This window comes from Kitasatospora sp. NPDC056783 (assembly GCF_042789895.1).
In the GTDB taxonomy this organism is placed as follows: domain Bacteria; phylum Actinomycetota; class Actinomycetes; order Streptomycetales; family Streptomycetaceae; genus Kitasatospora.
This window is the reverse complement of the sequence record NZ_JBHUAF010000051.1, coordinates 17892-32936: the sequence shown is the minus strand read 5'-3', so window position 1 is coordinate 32936 and position 15045 is coordinate 17892. Positions and strand designations below refer to the sequence as shown.

Sequence of the window (15045 nt, the reverse complement as noted above, 5' to 3'; positions counted from 1 at the left end):
CCCGGGCCCTCGGCTTGGTTCACCGGTGGCGGAACCCGCGTAGCGCGGCCCACTCCTCCCCGGGCGGGAACGCGCCCACGGCCGGCGAGGGCTGGTGCCCTTCGCCGGCCGTCTGGGTTCGTGGTGGTTCAGTACCGCGCGCCCCACTCCTGGTCGGTGGAGACGATCTCGCGGCCGAGCGGCATCAGCGAGATCGGGATCATCTTCAGGTTGGCCCAGCCGAAGGGGATGCCGATGACGGACAGGAACAGCGGGATGCTGGTGAGCAGGTGGCCGATCGCGAGCCACCAGCCGGCGAAGACGAACCAGATCACGTTGCCGACGCAGGAGGCGGGTCCGGCGTCCCGGCGCTCGACGGTGGTCCGTCCGAACGGCCACAGTATGAAGCCGGCGATCCGAAACGAGGCAATGCCAAAGGGGATGGTAATTACAAGTAGGTAGCAGATAATTCCGGCGAGCACATAGGCGAGAGCCATCCAAATGCCGCAGAAAAGCAGCCAGATGACATTGAGGACGAACTTTAGGGCACTCATGCTCGGTACCTTCTCACGGCCGATGGCGTTGCACTACGCTCTGCCATGCCCGCCGGTGAACGCGTCTACGCCCCTAGGGGTCGATCCTCAGGGATCGGTCGGGGTGGGCTGGCGAGCGCGAGGTCCGCACTCCGGAGATCGTTGCATCCTGCGGAGGCGGACGCGTCGATGATCGTCCGTCCGAAAGGCCCCTGCCTGGACGCGCCCAGCGAAGAGCCCGTGGGCGTAGGCGCCGATCGTTTTCGGCGCCCGACCGAGATCAGTCCAGATCTGTAGTCACACCGCCGCCGCTCATGCCGGTCCGACACCAGGGGTTACAGCCACCCAAGCGAGGGAGCGGACCTGTGCTCAGAAGCCGTTGTCTTTCCGAGAGTGACGGGTGTGTTTCCGCTGGTCAGGTATAGGGACGGTGTTTCGGCGGCAGAGACGAGGTGTTGTGTCGTCTCTTCGGTGGAGGTGTTGGGATGCCGTCGGTGATGGGGTTGCTGGAGGAGCGTGAACGCGCCACTCGGCAGCGGGTGGAGGTCCTTCAGATCACCAACGATGCAAAGGCCAGCTCCTACTTCCAGGCCCTCATGGCCGCTCAGGGCGTCAAGGGGCGTGTCCGCATCGAGCCCTGATCGGACGTACATCCGTACCACCGAGAGAACGAGCACCCGTGGGATCCAGCTTCTGCGTCAGCTCCGACCGAGAGCACGCCGGCACCGTGGGCCTTCACCGGCGAACAGGTACAGGAGATCGTTCTGAGTCGCTGGCCGGACGCCACGGTGAGCAGCGCGTACGAAGGCTTCCTGGAGATCGTGGCGGACGCCGGGTTCGACCGGCCGGCGGAATTGTCGTTCAACGTCCGGCACGGCGTGTTCGGCTTCGAGGACCGCGGGTCGCCCGCCGGGCCCCTGACCGTCATCTACGAAGTGGTGCACAAACTCGCCCCGGAGGTGCCCGTCGTGTGGTGGATCGACTACGACGTGGACCTCAAGCCCCTCGACTTGTCCGGAGGCCTCGATGTGTTCATTGGCAGCTTCCTGGCATAGGCGGACCGCGGCCGTGTCCGTGATTATGCCCCGAGGGCCGGAGAATGACGAAGGACCGGCGCCGGAGTCGGTCCCGCCGGCGGTTCTGGCGCGGGCCTTCGAGCTGGTGCGGAGGCCGGACCCGCCGCTGCTTGTCGGCCTTGTCTTGGTCTACGCGATCACGCAGGGCGTGGCCGCGGACAAGGTGATGGTGCTGACCCTGTGCGCTGTCGCCCCGGTGATCATCTGGCGGGTCCTCCAGCGCCTGCGTTGGGGCTGACCCCTGCTTCCTGACCGTGTGGCCCGGGTATCCGCCCGGGCCACCGGCGTTTCCGGGACTGCTGCCCGGGTGCCGTGGTCAGCGACCGCCGATCAACCAGGCCCCACGCGGGTCTGACTTCAAGGCCGGGGCGTTCCTCGCTCCGGCCTTTTGCATTCCCGAAGGGATGGCATGTTCGCGTCGATCTATGTGCTGTTGCTTATCTGTCACTGGTCGCCGACTACCCCGGGCAAGGGGACCGGATGGCCGCCAAGAAGTCGGGTTGGACGGAGGGCTTGGACGACCGGTGCCCCGGCCGCTACCACCATGGCTGGGGCCATAACCTCCTCCACGCGTTCATCCAGGTCATCACGACCACCGTCGTGCTTCTGGCCGCTGGTCCGCTCGTTCTTGAGCACCAGCCGTCCTGGTGCTCGCTGGCCGCCGGCCTCGCCTGGATCGGTATGAGCCATGCCGCGATCGACCGGCGTCGGGGTGTGCGTTGGTGGATGGAGCACACCGGCCAGCGTGGATACCTGGCGGCTGGGGGCCTTGAGAAGGTGGACCAGGCCGCGCACTTCTCCGTTGGGCTCCTCCCGGCCGCGCTGTTCCTCACCCTTATCCGGTGACCGAGGTGCACCGCGGCTGGGCTGATTGGGATCTCAGGTCTACCAGCTTGAGGAGGAGTGGCAAGGCGAGGCGGCGCATCGTCTCGTGCCCGTTCGAGTTCGTTGTGGCGAGGGCACTGTTGATCGTGTCGAGCGAGAGCACCCACGCCAAGGCTGTCAACATCTGTTGACCGGCGGCGGAGGAAGGTTCGGCCGGGCCCTTGATCAGGTACACCCGGCCGATTCCGGAGAGTTCGCCGAGAGGCGACTCGAAGCAGGCCGGGCCGGGTTCCCGAACTGTCGGCGTTCCGGCCGCTACCGCTACTGCGGCCGTGCTTCTGGTGGTCGGCCGTCTCGTCCTTCGAGGCCGGCCTTCGTGGGGCTCGTCGGCAGCTGGGGTCGGAGCCTGCCACGTCGTGATCGACTGGCGTCGGGGTCTGTGCGGGTGGAAGGATCGTGCTGGTCAGGGCGGATACCTGGTTGCCGGGGCTCGAGAAAGTGGACCGTGCTGCGCACTCACTCTCTCCACGGGGCGGGCGGTCGCCGCCGTCGGGCTAGCCGTGGACTGCGGGTCGATCAAGCGGACAACCAGGCTAGAGGTGCTTGAATTGTGCACGCCATATCCGGCTTGGTGCGGGAGCAGCTATCACGACTGACCCGTCGAGGGGGCCGATTTTGCCGGGATTAACTCGAAAATATGCCTGTGGGGCCTTCGAGGGGTAACTCGAATGGGCCGGTGTCGTTGGCTTGGGTAGCGTCGCACTTTGGCGACACAAGTCGAAATCCGAGATGCCCCCGGCGGCAAGGCTCTGTCCTGAGAAAACGCTGCCTGCCGCCGAGGGGCATCTCTTGACCACAGGAATTTCACATGAGTGACACCCCTGTATCGCGTCCGAACGTATGTCCGAACGCTGAGCCGCAGGATCCTGCGGCTCGCTCTGGGCGATGCCCGGATGGGCATTCGCATACACCGGAACGGCGAGGGAACTTCAGCTTCGGGATCCTCGCGCTGTGCTTCGGCAGCTGCCTGGTTCTGACGCTGGTGGACCGAGCCTTCGGTGCGCCGATGGAAGTGGCCATCGCCGACGCCGGCCAGTGGGTGGCCAGGGTCGGCTCCCAGGCCGTCCAACTGATGGTGGCGGCGACAGTGTTGACGGGCCTCGCTGCGGGCGCCAGGCGGGCGAAGGGGGTGCTGACGGCGGCGAGCGCGATGCTGACAGCCGTCGCTGCGGTCATCGGCGAGGCCAAGCGGCTCCCGGCGACGCCGAAGGGGTCCGACACCCCTGAGCAGCCGGGCGCCGATTGTGCCCATGAAGGAGTGGTGACCGACCGCCAGATCGAATAGCCAGGCACGGTCTCTCCCCCTTCTGGTGAAATGCGCGGCCCACGTTGGCAGGGTGGTGGGTTCCACGTGGTAGCGGTGCCATCTGGTGGCGGCAGGTGGCACCGCTGCTGAGGGAGTCGCCCGTTGGCAGTGAGGCGTATCCCTTCGACAGCGCAGCGAGGCGGAGGGTGTAACCTCCGTCTGCTCCTCCGGCTGCCGTGGTCGGTTGGACTAACGGCAACGCTACGAATCTGGAAACGGCGTTGCGGGGCCCGTGCCTGTCCATTCACTCGTTGGGGTGACGGAGGATCCGATTTCCCCCGCGCACGAGGCTTGAACTGTGGTGGACTTATTTGATCATTTGTGATCGTTCTTGTTTTCATTTGAATTGGTTGCAACTGCTACTTATGAGGGCCGGGCCGAGCTCTACCGGGCCCACCCTTGATGGCGGCCAGCTGAAGAAGGAACGGCGGCGCGAGGCAGCGCAGCGTCTCGTGGCCGTCCGCATCCGTCGCGGCGAGCATGCTGTTGATTGCGTCGGTCGAGAACACCAGCTCCAGCGCTGTCAACGCCTGTTGACCAGTGCTGGGGGAGGAATCGCCCAGGCCCTGGATCAGGTACATCCTGCCGATGCCGAAGAAGTGGCCGAGGAACCATTCGAAGCATGCCGAGCCCGGCTGTCCGGCCCCGATCTCCGCTTCGACCGCGCAGCACAGGGACTCGGCCCAGCCCGCCATCTCCCCGGCAGCGATCCAGCCAGTACGAAGCCGCTCCAGTGGTGCCTCCCGAGCCACCGAGACGTAGTGGTTGATGGTGCTGTCGGCCGGTAGCCCCGGAAGCCGGTGTGCCGGCGTGTTCCGGACGGCGATCAGAGGATCGCGAGGAGCGGTCTCCAGAAGGCGCGCGGTGTACTGCGGCGTTTCCCTGCCTGCCTGGGCCCGGGCCACCCGGGCGATCGCGTCGGGTTCGATCCCGCGGGACCCGGCGACGGCCGCGGTGAGGCCATGGAACAGCAGACCGGTGTTGGACAGCGGATCGACGTCGGCGCGGTCCGGGTCGAGGCCGGCGGCGAACTGTCGCAGCGCGTCGAGCGCCGGCAGCTGCTGCATCTGCTTGTCGATCGCCCTGATCCGGCGGTTCACCCCGGTCATCCGGTGCGCGCCCTGCTGCGCGATCTCGTCGGCCTGATCGCTCACCCACTCCTAGCCTACGCATTTCACTTGGGGCCGTGTCCGGATCATGAGCGGGAACGCGAAAGTGCCTTCTGAACTGGGACGATGAGGCGTGTCTAAGGTCTTCGTCAGCCCAGCAGGAAGGCACTTTCTACGTGCACACTACCGGGTCGCGTCCCCGGCTCGTCGTCTCCACCGACGGGCGCGGGGTCGTCAGCCACGCCGGGTCTCGCCTGCTGGCCGATCTAGCCGATGCCACCGGCCTCACGCAGGCCTTCGGCGACGCCCTGCGTCGGCTCCGCCCGCGCGGCACCGGCCACGAACGGGGCCGCCTCGCCGCCGATATGGCGGTGATGCTCGCCGACGGCGGCGAGGCGATCGCCGACCTCGCGCTGCTGCGCGACCAGCCCGAGGTCTTCGACCCGGTCGCCTCCACCCCGACCGCGTGGCGACTGCTGGCCGGCATCGATCCTGCCGCGCTCGCAGCGTTGCGCTCGGCCCGCGCCGCCGCCCGCGAGATCGCCTGGCTACCGGCCGGCGAGACCCGCGACGGCATCCCCGCTTCTCGCGCGGGCGGACGTGAACTGCCGGGCCTGGTCCTCGACATCGACGCCACCCTGGTCACCTGCCACTCCGAGAAGGAGCACGCGGCACCGACCTACAAGCACGGCTTCGGCTACCACCCGCTGCTGTGCTTCCTGGACAACACCGGCGAGGCCCTGGCAGGCGTGCTGCGGCCGGGCAACGCCGCGGCCAACACCGCCACCGACCACATCAGCGTGCTCGACGCCGCGCTCGCCCAGATACCCGACGCCCACCGCCACGGCACCGAGATCCTCATTCGCTCCGACAGCGCCGGCTCCGCCAAAGCCTTCCTGGCCCACATCCGAGCCCTGCGCTCCCGCGGGATCCGGGCGTCCTTCTCCGTCGGATGGTCCATCACCGAGCCGGTCCGCCGCGCGATCCGCCATCTCCCGGAACGGGTATGGCATCCCGCCCTCGAACAGGACGGCTCCCTGCGCGACGGTGCCCAGGTCGCCGAGCTGACCGGCCTGGTCGACCTGCCGGGCCTGCCCGAGGGCACTCGGAACATCGTCCGCCGCGAACGCCCGTACCCCGGCGCCCAGCTCACGCTGTTCGACCTGGACGAGGGCATGCGCCACCAGGTCCTCCTCACCGACACCCCCGACGGCCAGGGCTCCCTGCAACTACTGGAGGTCCGCCACCGCGCCCACGCCCGCATCGAAGATCGGATCCGCTGCGGCAAGACCACCGGATTCGGCCGCTTCCCCTCCCGTCACTTCCGGATCAACGCGGCCTGGCTCGAGCTGTCCCTGGCCGCCATAGACCTGCTCGCCTGGACCCAAACCCTCCTGCTGAACGGAGAGTTGGCCACAGCCGAGCCGGGGAAGCTCCGCCACCGGCTGCTGCACACCGCCGCCCGCATCACCCGCGGCGCCCGTCGACTGCACCTTCGGATCGCCACCACCTGGCCCTGGCGCCATGACCTGGCAACCGCCTTCACCCGACTGCAGGCCCTGCCCCGACCCGTCACCTGATTTCCCCGACCGTCCCTGCCCACCCACGAACCGAGGCCCTTGGAGACACCGGCCACGCGTCGGGCCCTCAACATGCCCCCACACCCCCAAACGGGCACAACACGTCGCCAGTGCCATCTACCGAGCTCAGCCGGGCCCAACTGAAAGGCGGAGGCTAGTGGTTGTGCGGATGGTGGACTGCGAGGGTGCGGGGCCTTGCCGGAGTGGAGAACTGCGCCCACCGCCCTTGCGGCGGACGCGGATTGGTGTCTGGCAGGCACGCTGGCGCGGTTGCCGTGGAAGATCGTCAGGCTCTCCTTGAGGGCTTCCCTGGCGGGGCCTGGGGTCGGAGTGCGGGATGCACCCCGACCCCAGGAGGCCGGGAGGCGGGAGGATCGCCTGCCGTTGGCCAACTGCACCGCAGCAGAACGGTGTTCATCGAGATTCGCTGCGGGGCAGGCTTCTACGTGCGGGCCAGGACTCGCTTTGATCAGCGGCCGGGGGCGGCCCAGATCGCGGTGCTGTGGGCGGAGGGTGCGACCCAGATCACAATGTCCGGCTCGGCAGCCAGAGCGGGTGCCGAGGAGCCGATCGTCGCGAAGAAGGCGAGGACTGCGGCTGCGGCCATGGTACGGAGGATCATTCGTCGTCCTGGGAAGTGTGCGGAGGCCGGTGCTGTGCCCGGCGCGGTGGGCTACGGAGGCTATTTACGGCGGCGGTCCGCGCGGCCAGCCGTCACGGATCACCGGTTCAGCAGCGCGAGAAGCCGGTGGTTCAGGCGTTCCACGTCGCGGGTGGCGCCCAGGTTCCGGTACTGGTCCTGGCTGGCGGCATACCAGTTGGCGGCGGCTTCGGTCTGTCCGGCGCGTTCGGCGGCCTGTCCGAGGTACTCGATGGCGTGGGCCGACCAGTGGCGGTGGCCGAGGTGCGCGAACTCCTGCACGGCGACGCTGATGGTCCAGTTCGCGAGGTCGTGCCGGCCGGCGAGGGACTGGGCTTCTCCCAGGAACACCCTCGCCCTGGCCACGTTCAGCGGGTCGGGCAGGGTGAGCGATTCGAGGTCGGCGAGGGCCTGCTGGAGCAGCGGCAGGGCGAGGTCCGCGTTGCCCTGACGGGCGGCGGCGGAGCCGAGGAGGATCTCGGCGAGGCCGGTACCGCGCCGGTCGCCGAGGTCGGCGTAGAGCGTGATCGCGCGGGTGAGTTCGGGTTCGGCGGCGGCGTACTGCTCGGCCTCGTAGAGGGCGGCGCCGATGCCGGCCGTGCACTGGGCGATGCGGCTGGTGTCCTGGTCCTCGGTGGCGAGGGTGCGGCCCTCCTCGTAGAGCCGCAGCGCTTCCTCGTGGGCTCCGGTGCGCTTGTGCGAGATGGCCAGGGTGGTGGTCATCTCGTAGATGGCCAGGCGGTGGCCCCAGAGCCGGGCGAAGCCCAGCCCGAGCTTGTGGCAGGGGACGCTCAGGTCGGTGCGCCGCAAGCGGTGGAAGAGCGGCCACAGGTCGTGGACCAGGACCACGGCAGCCTGGTGTTCGTCGAGTTCGCGGGCGGCTTGGAGGGCGGGCATGACCGCGGGGGCGATGGCCTCCAGCCAGTCCTGCGCGGCGCGGTTGTCGGTGATGGGGACCGGCTCGGCGGGGTGGTGGCGGTGCTGGCGTGGCAGGACACGATGGTGCGGGGTGAGGCGCTGGACGGTGTCCTGGGCGGTGGCGATCAGGTGGTCGAGGTAGCACTGCACGACGCGCCGGCGGGCGTCGGCCGGGTTGCGGATCAGGTCCCGGACCTCGGGGCGGATGCGGAAGACGTCGCCGCGCGCGCTCTGCCGGCCGGTGTGCTCCAGCAGGTGGCGAGCCGCGAGTTCCTGCAGCAGGTTCAGGCTCTGGGCGGTGGGGGTGGCGGTGGCCGCGGCCACGGCGAAGTGGTCGAGGTCGGGCGCGGGGATCAGGGTGGCGAGTCGCAGCAGGCGTGCCTCGGGCTCGGGCAGTGAGGTGAGGGCGAGGGCGGTGGTCATCGGGATGCTCTCCAAGTCGGTTGCGGCGAGGGCAGGGTGGTGGACGAGCAGGCGGGCGGGGGCGAGGACGGCCTCGCCGGCGGCCAGACTCAGGGCCAACGGGTTGCCGTCGCAGGCGCGGGCGAGGGCTTCGGTGGCGGCGGGCTCCGCGCGCACCCGGTCCTCACCGAGGATCCGAGCGAGCAGCCGGACGGCGTGGGCCGGCGTGAGCGGGGCCAGATGGTGGTGGTGCGCGCCGTGGGCTGCGAGCGCGGGCATCGGCGAGCGGCTGGTCACGACGACCAGGCAGTCGGCGTTGGCGGGGACCAGCGGCAGGACCTGGTCGGCGCCGGCGGCGTCCTCCAGCATCACGAGCAGCCGCCGGGTCGCTGCGATGGAACGCCACAACGCCTGCAAGTCGGCTTCCTGCCAGGGAAGATGCCCTCCTTGGCCTTTGCCGAGGCCGAGCAGCAGGGACCGGGCGACCTCGGCGGCCGGGGCCGGGCCGCCGACGCTGCTGGCGCGCAGCCGGACCAGGAGCTGGCCGTCCGGATACCGCTCGGCGTGCCGGTGGCTCCAGCGGGTGGCGAGGGCGCGCTTGCCGACCCCGCAGGCCCCGGTGATCACGATCACCGGGGCGGTGCCCTCCGGCAGGCCGGTGAGCAGCCCGTCCAGGGCGGCCACGTCGTGCTCGCGGTCGGTGAACACCCGGGTGACCGCGGTGAGTTGCCGGGGAGCCGGTCGCGGCGGCGTGGCGGGATGGACGTGGACGTCGCGGACCTGTCCGGCCTGGACGACAGGGCCGCTCCGGGCGTCGGTGATGCGGTTGGACACGGACGGCACGGGGACGGTCATCAGCCGCACCCCTGCCGCACGCCCGCGACCGTGAGCGTGCCCTGCTCCCGTTCGGGCAGCGCCCCGGCGGGCTGGGCACGCTGCGCCGGCAGGTACGCGGCGCCGCAGGCGGTCAGCCGCAGGGCCGCACTGACCAGGGCGAGGTGGCTGAAGCCTTGCGGGTAGTTGCCGACCTGGCGCCCCAGGCGGGGATCCCATTCCTCGGCGAGTAGGCCGAGGTCGTTGCGCAGTGCCAGCAGCCGGTCGAACAGCTCGCGGGCCTCCTGGACGCGGCCGATCATGGCGAGGCCGTTGACGAGCCAGAAGGAGCAGGCGAGGAAGGCGCCCTCGTGGCCGGAGAGGCCGTCGACGTTGTTGCCGCTCTCGTCGTGGGTCGGGTAGCGCAGCACGAAGCCGTCCTCGGTGGACAGTTCGCGCTGGATCGCCTCGATGGTGCCGATCACCCGCTTGTCGTCCGGCGGGAGGAAGCCGACCTGGGGGATCAGCAGCAGCGAGGCGTCTAGCTCCCGGCCGCCGTAGTACTGGGTGAAGGTGTTGCGCTCCGGGTCGTAGCCCTTTTCGCAGACGTCCCGGTGGATGGCGTCGCGCAGCTGCTGCCAGTGGGCGAGTTCGTCGGCGGTGGTGGAAGCGCGGCGGCGCAGGAGGGCGATGGTGCGGTCGATCGCTGACCAGGCCATCACCTTGGAGTGAACGAAGTGCTGGCGCGGGCCGCGGACCTCCCAGATACCCTCGTCCCGCTCGGCCCATCGGTCTTCGGCCCATCGGTCTTCGGTCCAGCGGGCGAGCGCGCGCAGCATCGCGTCGGCGTCGCGCGAGGCAGGCAGCCCGGCGTCCTCGGCGGCGAGCAGGGCGTCGGCGACCTCGCCGGGGACGTCGAGCTGGAGCTGTCCGGCGGCGCCGTTGCCGACGCGCACGGGCTGGGAGTCCTCGTAGCTGGGCAGGTGGTCCAACTCGCGCTCGTTCAGGTCCCGTTCGCCGCCGAGGCCGTACATGATCTGCAATCGGCCGGCGGCGCGGCCTAGGACGCCGAGGAGCCAGTCGCGCCAGGCTTCGGCTTCCTCGGTGTGGCCGAGGCGGGCGAGGGTGGTGACGGTCAGGGCGGAGTCCCGCAGCCATACGTGTCGGTAGTCCCAGTTGCGTTCGCCGCCGATGTCCTCGGGCAGGGAGGTGGTGGGGGCGGCGACGATTCCGCCGCCCGGGTGGCACAGGGACTTGAGGACGAGGGCCGAGCGTACGACCGCTTCCCGGTAGGGGCCCTGGTAGAGGCAGCGGGAGGTCCAGTCACGCAAGGCCGCCTCGGTGCGGGTGCGCGCCGAGCGGGGGCTGCGCAGGTCGGGTGCCGGGTGGGAGGAGGGGGACCAGGTGAGGGTGAAGACGATGCGTTCGCCGGCGGTGATGGTGAAGTCGCAGCGTGCACCGGCATTGGTGATGGCGTGGTGGGGGCCGTCGAGCCAGTAGGAGTCGGGGTGGACGGTGGCGCACAGCCGTGCGGTGGCGCCTCGTGAAGTGCGGGTGTAGAGGGGGGCGTGGGCGCCGTAGCCGGGGCGGGCCCGGCACTTCCACGTCATCGTCACGGTGCCGCTCAGGCCCTCGACGCTGCGGATGATCCGGGGCGTCCTGGCGCCCAGCGGCATGAAGTCGGTGACCCTCACACTGCCGGTGGGGGTGTCCCATTCGTGGTCCAGCGACATGGTGTCGTCGCGGTAGCGGCGCCGGTCGGCCGCCGCGGGCTCGCCGTCGGTGGCGGGGCCGAGGCGCCAGAAGCCGTGCTCCTTGGTGCCGAGCAGGGAGGCGAAGACGGCCGGGGAGTCGAACCTGGGCATGCATGCCCAGGTGATGGTGCCGTCGTTGTGGACGAGGGCGCCGGTGGCGGTGCTGCCGATCAGGCCGTCGTCCTCGATGAGGAACCGGCGGCGGGGCAGGGCGGCGGTGGGCATGGTGTTCCTGACGGGGTGGGTCGAAGGGGGTTCAGGTCTGGGGCGTGGCCGGGGCACTGAGGTGGTCGAGAGCCGTCCGTACGGCGGCGAGGTCGGCGGTGACGGCCAACCGCGGCATCGTCGTCTGGAGTTCGGCGTGGACGAACCGCTGCTCGCGTTCCGTGTGGTCGCAGCCGACGACCAGCGCGGTGCGCGAGAGACGGAGGAACCGCTGCCGGACGTCGAGTACCTGCTGCACGCCGGTGGGGCACCACAGGAGGACGGCGCAGAAGCGCCGCAGGTTGTGCTCCTGCCAGCCAGACGGCGCTTCCGTGTGGGAAGGGGGGTGGGGGTTGAGGACGGTGCCGGTGAAACCGGCCGCCTCCAGCAGGGCGATGGCCTCGCTCTGCCAGCCCGGACGGCCGGCGCCCGAACAGTCCAGGTACAGCGTCGGGCTGCCGTCGAGGGCGTAGTGCTGCGGGTACTCGATCAGCCTCACCGGGCACCGCCGGAGGCGGCGGCCGGGCTGGGGCTGTCGAGCAGGAGGACCATGATGACGGCCTGGGTGCGGGTCTTTGCCTTGATGGCGATGGTGGCCCGGGTGATGATGCCGCCGATGGCGTCCGGGTTGATGCTGGTCATCCTCGCGACGGCGCGAACCTCGTGGGTAGCGAGGAGGGTGAGTATCTCGTGCTCCCGCGGAGGAATGCTCGGGAGCGTGTCGGGCAGTGCCGCGCGCAGTTCGGCGGTGTCGAGGAGGCCGGAGTTGATGAGGTCGACGATGGTGCGGGTGCGGTCAGTGAAGCCGCGGCGGCGCATCATCCGCGACATGACGTTGGCAGCGCCAGTGGAGGAGCAGCCGAGCTGCTCGGCTGCACTGTCGTAGGTGTGCCCGAGGGCGAGCTGCACGGCGACGTCGCGCCCGAACTTGCTGAGCTTGTCGGTGCTCTTGGCGGTCAAGCGGAGGGTTCCGGAGACGCTGGTGAGGACGCGGCGTGCGCTGCTGACCTGGGCTTCGTACAGCGTCGGATCGGTGGCGATGACCAGGCAGGTCTCGACCGGGAGCCCGAGGGCGCCGGCCGCCGCCCGGTAGGGGTTGGTGCCCTGATCGCGGTGTTCCGCCGCGGACACGGAGGCGGACCACACGTTGGTGACGCGCTGGGCGGCGAGCATGGTGCTCACGTGGCGGCCGAGCCGCTCGGTGACCAGGGCGCAGGGGATGGCCATGGAGCCGGCGCGCATCAGCAGCCGCAGCAGCGGAGCGGGAGTGGTGGCCGACACAGGGGCGCCTGTGGCCAGGAGGAACGGGTTGGCGCCGGACAAGCGGCTGGCGGGCAGCTGGACGAGGGCGTTGGCGTCGACGAGGACGCCCGCGCGGTTGATCAGGTGGCGGTCCAGATCGCGTGCCGCCAGTCCGTCGGCAGGTCGTAAGGTGATCATCTTCTGTCTGGGGTTGTCGGGGCGCGGCCCTGGCCCGAAACGGCCGCCATGGGGTGGTGCGGTGGAGCGGGTGCTCAGCCGGTTGGCCGAGGCGGGTCCTGCTGGGAGGAACCGGTTTGGTGCTTCGGAGTGGAACGACCGGCGATCAGACGGTCGGTGACGGCCAGAGTGCCGAAGGCGACGAGGGCGAAGACCGCCAGGTGGAGCGGCTGGGAAATGTCGGCCCGGTGCTGGACGAGGTAGAGGACGGCGGCGCCGACCTGGAGGCTGAGGAGGAAGCAGACGGCTCCGACCGCGGCCCGGCCGCCGGTGGGACGGGAGTTCACGCGGCCTGTCCGCGGGGCTCGGCGTGGTGCAGCGGCTCGGCGGGCCACGCGGGGTCGATGTCGCTGAGGCGGACCAGGCTGGCCAGGACAGCGGCGATGCTCGCCTGGATCTGGGTACGCACGCCCAGCCAGGCACGCAGGCCCCTGCCGTAGCCGCACACGGTAGCGGCGGTGACGTCGAAGTCGGCCGAGATCTCCGGGGCGGTGCGCCTGCCGACCCAGCCCACCAGGACACGGTCGAGGCGCCGGGGCAGGCGGATGCCGGCGCAGAGGGCGGCGCAGGGTTGCGCGGTGTCGGTGATCAGGCGGTACGCGGCGCCCCAGGCGACGAGCTGTGGCGCGGTGCGGGTGCCGGTGGCCGTCAGCAGCTCCTTGACGGCGGCATCGACCGCGCTGGGCCCCCACGGGAGTTCGGGGTCGGCAGCGATCGTGCGGATGGTGGACTCGGCAGCGATCTGCCCGAGCAGGCGGACCTGCTGCCCGGTCAAGGTGTGGGCGGGACGAGCGGTGGTGGTCATGGTGGTGTCTCCGGTGGTCGGCGGCGGGTTCACGGGCGGCCGACGCCCAGGGCATCGGCCGGGGCGAGGCGCTCCAGCAGGCGGGGGCCGAGCCGCTCGGTGTGGGGGCCGGTTCCGACGACCAGGACGAGGTCGTCCTTCGCGGCCATCTCGAAGACCCGCTGCTCGGGGCCTGGTTCGCAGGGGCCGGATCGGACGCGGTGGACCGCACCCGGGCCGAGGGCCCGGACAGCGGCCCGCTCGACGGCGTCCAGCGGGTCGGGCCCGTCGTGTCCGGCCAGCGGGGTGCTGACCGGCAGGAGCAGGACATAGTCGGCATCTGCGAGGGCGGCGCCGAGTTCGTCGGCGTGCGCGCTGGTGCGGGCGATGCCGTCCGGCTCCAGGACGACGAGCACGTCCCTCTCGGTGAGCATCCGGGCGGCCGTGACGTCCTGGGAGATCTCGCGCGGGTGCCGTGCGCGGGAGTTCCTGACGGTGATCCCGTCCAGCGTGCCGAGCACGGCGAGCGAGCGCTCGACGCCGCGGAAGGTGGCGAGGCGGTCCGCCACGGCCTGCGGGTCCTCGCCGGCGACGAGGGCGGTGGCGATGGCGGCGCAGGCCGCCAGGGCGTGGTGGCGGCCGACGACCGGCACGACGAACTGGTGCCTCGTGCCCTGGTAGTGGAGGGTGAGGAGGTGTTCACCGCCGAGCCACTGGGGCGTGAGGACCCACACGTCGCAGTCCTCGGCTAGGCCGACGGTCACCATCGCCACGTTGGGCTCGGGCCGGTCCGTGAGTCTCTCGTGCACGATCTTGGCGCCCTTGTCCCACAGTGGCAGCACCACCGTGCCCGACGACCGGGCGAGGTAGGTGGCGTCGTTCAGCGCCTCGATGGTGTCCTCGAAGTGCGGCGCGTTCCGGGTGGCACTGGTGATCAGCGTGACCGCGGGTCGCGGCCGCCGGTACTGGTGCGCGGTGCCAGAGCGGTAGCTCCAGGGCCCGAGGGGAGCGGCCTCGTGAGTAGTGGTGTCCGGGCACAGGTCCACCACCAGCCGCCGGTCGCCGCCGTGCCCCGGCGGGCCGCCTTGGGCGGGGGCATTGAGGATCCAGCCGGTGCGTCCGTCGTCCAGCGCGGCGGCGAGCACCGCCGCCGCCGTCGCGGTGTCATGGCTGCCGCTGACGGCCACCAGCTGACGGCCGGGTTCGGCGGTCAGCACCGCGAGCGCGTGCGCGCGGGCGAGCACCGGTACCTTCAGCTCCTGGGCGTGGTCGAGTTCGGGGTGCGCAGCGGCCACCACACCCGACCACACCACACAGGTCCGGTCTTCCTGGACGTTGCGGGTGTCGAAGCCGACCGCGACATTGACCCCGGCCTCGCGCAGCCGGGCGGCAGTGACGCTGTCCTGATCGGCGGCGCCGATGCTGCCGGTGACGTCCAGGCCGCGGGAGACCAGCCACAACGCCAGACCCTCCATGCCGGGCGCGGTGACGTCGACCAGGTGCGCCTTGGCCAGCAGGTCGGGGGTGGGCTTCGTCCTACCCTTCGCGCGGGGTCGGACGGAAACGGCGTCCATGCTTTCCAT

Annotated in this window: 17 protein-coding genes; 7 read left to right on the top strand and 10 right to left on the bottom strand. The window is 70.5% G+C overall.

The annotated features are described in order from the left end of the window. Positions 1–128 precede the first annotated feature (128 nt). The gene (locus tag ACFRMQ_RS11070; protein WP_380729336.1) at positions 129–533 is read right to left on the bottom strand and encodes a YccF domain-containing protein; all 405 of its coding nucleotides are present in this window, start codon (positions 531–533) and stop codon (positions 129–131) included. A 464-nt stretch (positions 534–997) separates the two neighbouring features. Between ACFRMQ_RS11070 and ACFRMQ_RS11065 the strand changes: the two genes are divergently transcribed. The 6 genes from ACFRMQ_RS11065 (at position 998) to ACFRMQ_RS11040 (ending at position 3758) form a co-directional block, all read left to right on the top strand. Further along, positions 998–1153, top strand: a complete 156-nt coding sequence (locus tag ACFRMQ_RS11065) for a hypothetical protein (RefSeq protein WP_380729334.1) — start codon at positions 998–1000, stop codon at positions 1151–1153. Positions 1154–1300: 147 nt separating this feature from the next. Continuing rightward, on the top strand, positions 1301–1567 hold the full coding sequence (locus ACFRMQ_RS11060) for a hypothetical protein (protein WP_380729332.1): 267 nt from the start codon (positions 1301–1303) through the stop codon (positions 1565–1567). A 13-nt stretch (positions 1568–1580) separates the two neighbouring features. After that, positions 1581–1826, top strand: a complete 246-nt coding sequence (locus ACFRMQ_RS11055; RefSeq protein ID WP_380729330.1) for a hypothetical protein — start codon at positions 1581–1583, stop codon at positions 1824–1826. 242 nt (positions 1827–2068) lie between these two features. Beyond that, entirely contained in the window at positions 2069–2434 is a 366-nt protein-coding gene (locus ACFRMQ_RS11050; protein WP_380729328.1) for a DUF3307 domain-containing protein, read from the top strand. Continuing rightward, positions 2431–2604 (top strand): hypothetical protein, encoded by a 174-nt coding sequence (locus ACFRMQ_RS11045; RefSeq protein ID WP_380729326.1) that lies wholly within the window; start codon positions 2431–2433, stop codon positions 2602–2604. The genes ACFRMQ_RS11050 and ACFRMQ_RS11045 overlap by 4 nt, the downstream gene beginning before the upstream one ends. Before the next feature lie 677 nt (positions 2605–3281). Next, positions 3282–3758, top strand: coding sequence for a hypothetical protein (locus tag ACFRMQ_RS11040; RefSeq protein WP_380729324.1), 477 nt, complete (start codon positions 3282–3284; stop codon positions 3756–3758). 380 nt (positions 3759–4138) lie between these two features. Here ACFRMQ_RS11040 and ACFRMQ_RS11035 read toward each other — a convergent pair whose 3' ends face one another. Beyond that, entirely contained in the window at positions 4139–4933 is a 795-nt protein-coding gene (locus ACFRMQ_RS11035; protein ID WP_380729322.1) for a hypothetical protein, read from the bottom strand. 131 nt (positions 4934–5064) lie between these two features. Here ACFRMQ_RS11035 and ACFRMQ_RS11030 point away from each other — a divergent pair, with 131 nt between their 5' ends. Further along, on the top strand, positions 5065–6468 hold the full coding sequence (locus ACFRMQ_RS11030; protein WP_380729319.1) for an IS1380 family transposase: 1404 nt from the start codon (positions 5065–5067) through the stop codon (positions 6466–6468). Between the two features lie 469 nt (positions 6469–6937). Here ACFRMQ_RS11030 and ACFRMQ_RS11025 read toward each other — a convergent pair whose 3' ends face one another. From ACFRMQ_RS11025 to ACFRMQ_RS10990, 8 genes are all read right to left on the bottom strand, one after another. Next, entirely contained in the window at positions 6938–7075 is a 138-nt protein-coding gene (locus ACFRMQ_RS11025) for a hypothetical protein (RefSeq protein ID WP_380729317.1), read from the bottom strand. 114 nt (positions 7076–7189) lie between these two features. Continuing rightward, positions 7190–9283: an NB-ARC domain-containing protein gene (locus ACFRMQ_RS11020; protein ID WP_380729315.1), complete on the bottom strand. Its 2094-nt coding sequence runs from the start codon at positions 9281–9283 to the stop codon at positions 7190–7192. Next, on the bottom strand, positions 9283–11220 hold the full coding sequence (locus ACFRMQ_RS11015; RefSeq protein WP_380729313.1) for a glycoside hydrolase family 15 protein: 1938 nt from the start codon (positions 11218–11220) through the stop codon (positions 9283–9285). Before ACFRMQ_RS11015 ends, ACFRMQ_RS11020 begins: the two co-directional genes overlap by 1 nt. 31 nt (positions 11221–11251) lie before the next feature. Beyond that, positions 11252–11698 carry a hypothetical protein gene (locus ACFRMQ_RS11010; RefSeq protein ID WP_380729311.1) on the bottom strand — a complete coding sequence of 149 codons (447 nt, stop codon included), beginning with the start codon at positions 11696–11698 and terminating at the stop codon, positions 11252–11254. Then, the gene (locus tag ACFRMQ_RS11005; protein ID WP_380729309.1) at positions 11695–12639 is read right to left on the bottom strand and encodes a hypothetical protein; all 945 of its coding nucleotides are present in this window, start codon (positions 12637–12639) and stop codon (positions 11695–11697) included. The genes ACFRMQ_RS11010 and ACFRMQ_RS11005 overlap by 4 nt, the downstream gene beginning before the upstream one ends. 74 nt (positions 12640–12713) lie before the next feature. Further along, positions 12714–12965, bottom strand: coding sequence for a hypothetical protein (locus ACFRMQ_RS11000; RefSeq protein WP_380729307.1), 252 nt, complete (start codon positions 12963–12965; stop codon positions 12714–12716). Next, positions 12962–13483 (bottom strand): hypothetical protein, encoded by a 522-nt coding sequence (locus tag ACFRMQ_RS10995; RefSeq protein WP_380729305.1) that lies wholly within the window; start codon positions 13481–13483, stop codon positions 12962–12964. The genes ACFRMQ_RS11000 and ACFRMQ_RS10995 overlap by 4 nt, the downstream gene beginning before the upstream one ends. A 29-nt stretch (positions 13484–13512) precedes the next feature. After that, a complete protein-coding gene (locus tag ACFRMQ_RS10990) occupies positions 13513–15045 on the bottom strand; it encodes a Mur ligase domain-containing protein (protein ID WP_380729303.1) in 1533 nt (510 codons plus the stop codon).

Bases quoted from the DNA above. Each gene is read 5' to 3' on its own strand.
- ACFRMQ_RS11040 (WP_380729324.1), top strand. From the start codon at position 3,282: ATGAGTGACACCCCTGTATCGCGTCCGAACGTATGTCCGAACGCTGAG.
- ACFRMQ_RS10990 (WP_380729303.1), bottom strand. From the start codon at position 15,045: ATGGAAAGCATGGACGCCGTTTCCGTCCGACCCCGCGCGAAGGGTAGG.
- ACFRMQ_RS11015 (WP_380729313.1), bottom strand. From the start codon at position 11,220: ATGCCCACCGCCGCCCTGCCCCGCCGCCGGTTCCTCATCGAGGACGAC.
- ACFRMQ_RS11065 (WP_380729334.1), top strand. From the start codon at position 998: ATGCCGTCGGTGATGGGGTTGCTGGAGGAGCGTGAACGCGCCACTCGG.
- ACFRMQ_RS11070 (WP_380729336.1), bottom strand. From the start codon at position 533: ATGAGTGCCCTAAAGTTCGTCCTCAATGTCATCTGGCTGCTTTTCTGC.
- ACFRMQ_RS10995 (WP_380729305.1), bottom strand. From the start codon at position 13,483: ATGACCACCACCGCTCGTCCCGCCCACACCTTGACCGGGCAGCAGGTC.
- ACFRMQ_RS11050 (WP_380729328.1), top strand. From the start codon at position 2,069: ATGGCCGCCAAGAAGTCGGGTTGGACGGAGGGCTTGGACGACCGGTGC.
- ACFRMQ_RS11020 (WP_380729315.1), bottom strand. From the start codon at position 9,283: ATGACCGTCCCCGTGCCGTCCGTGTCCAACCGCATCACCGACGCCCGG.
- ACFRMQ_RS11005 (WP_380729309.1), bottom strand. From the start codon at position 12,639: ATGATCACCTTACGACCTGCCGACGGACTGGCGGCACGCGATCTGGAC.
- ACFRMQ_RS11025 (WP_380729317.1), bottom strand. From the start codon at position 7,075: ATGGCCGCAGCCGCAGTCCTCGCCTTCTTCGCGACGATCGGCTCCTCG.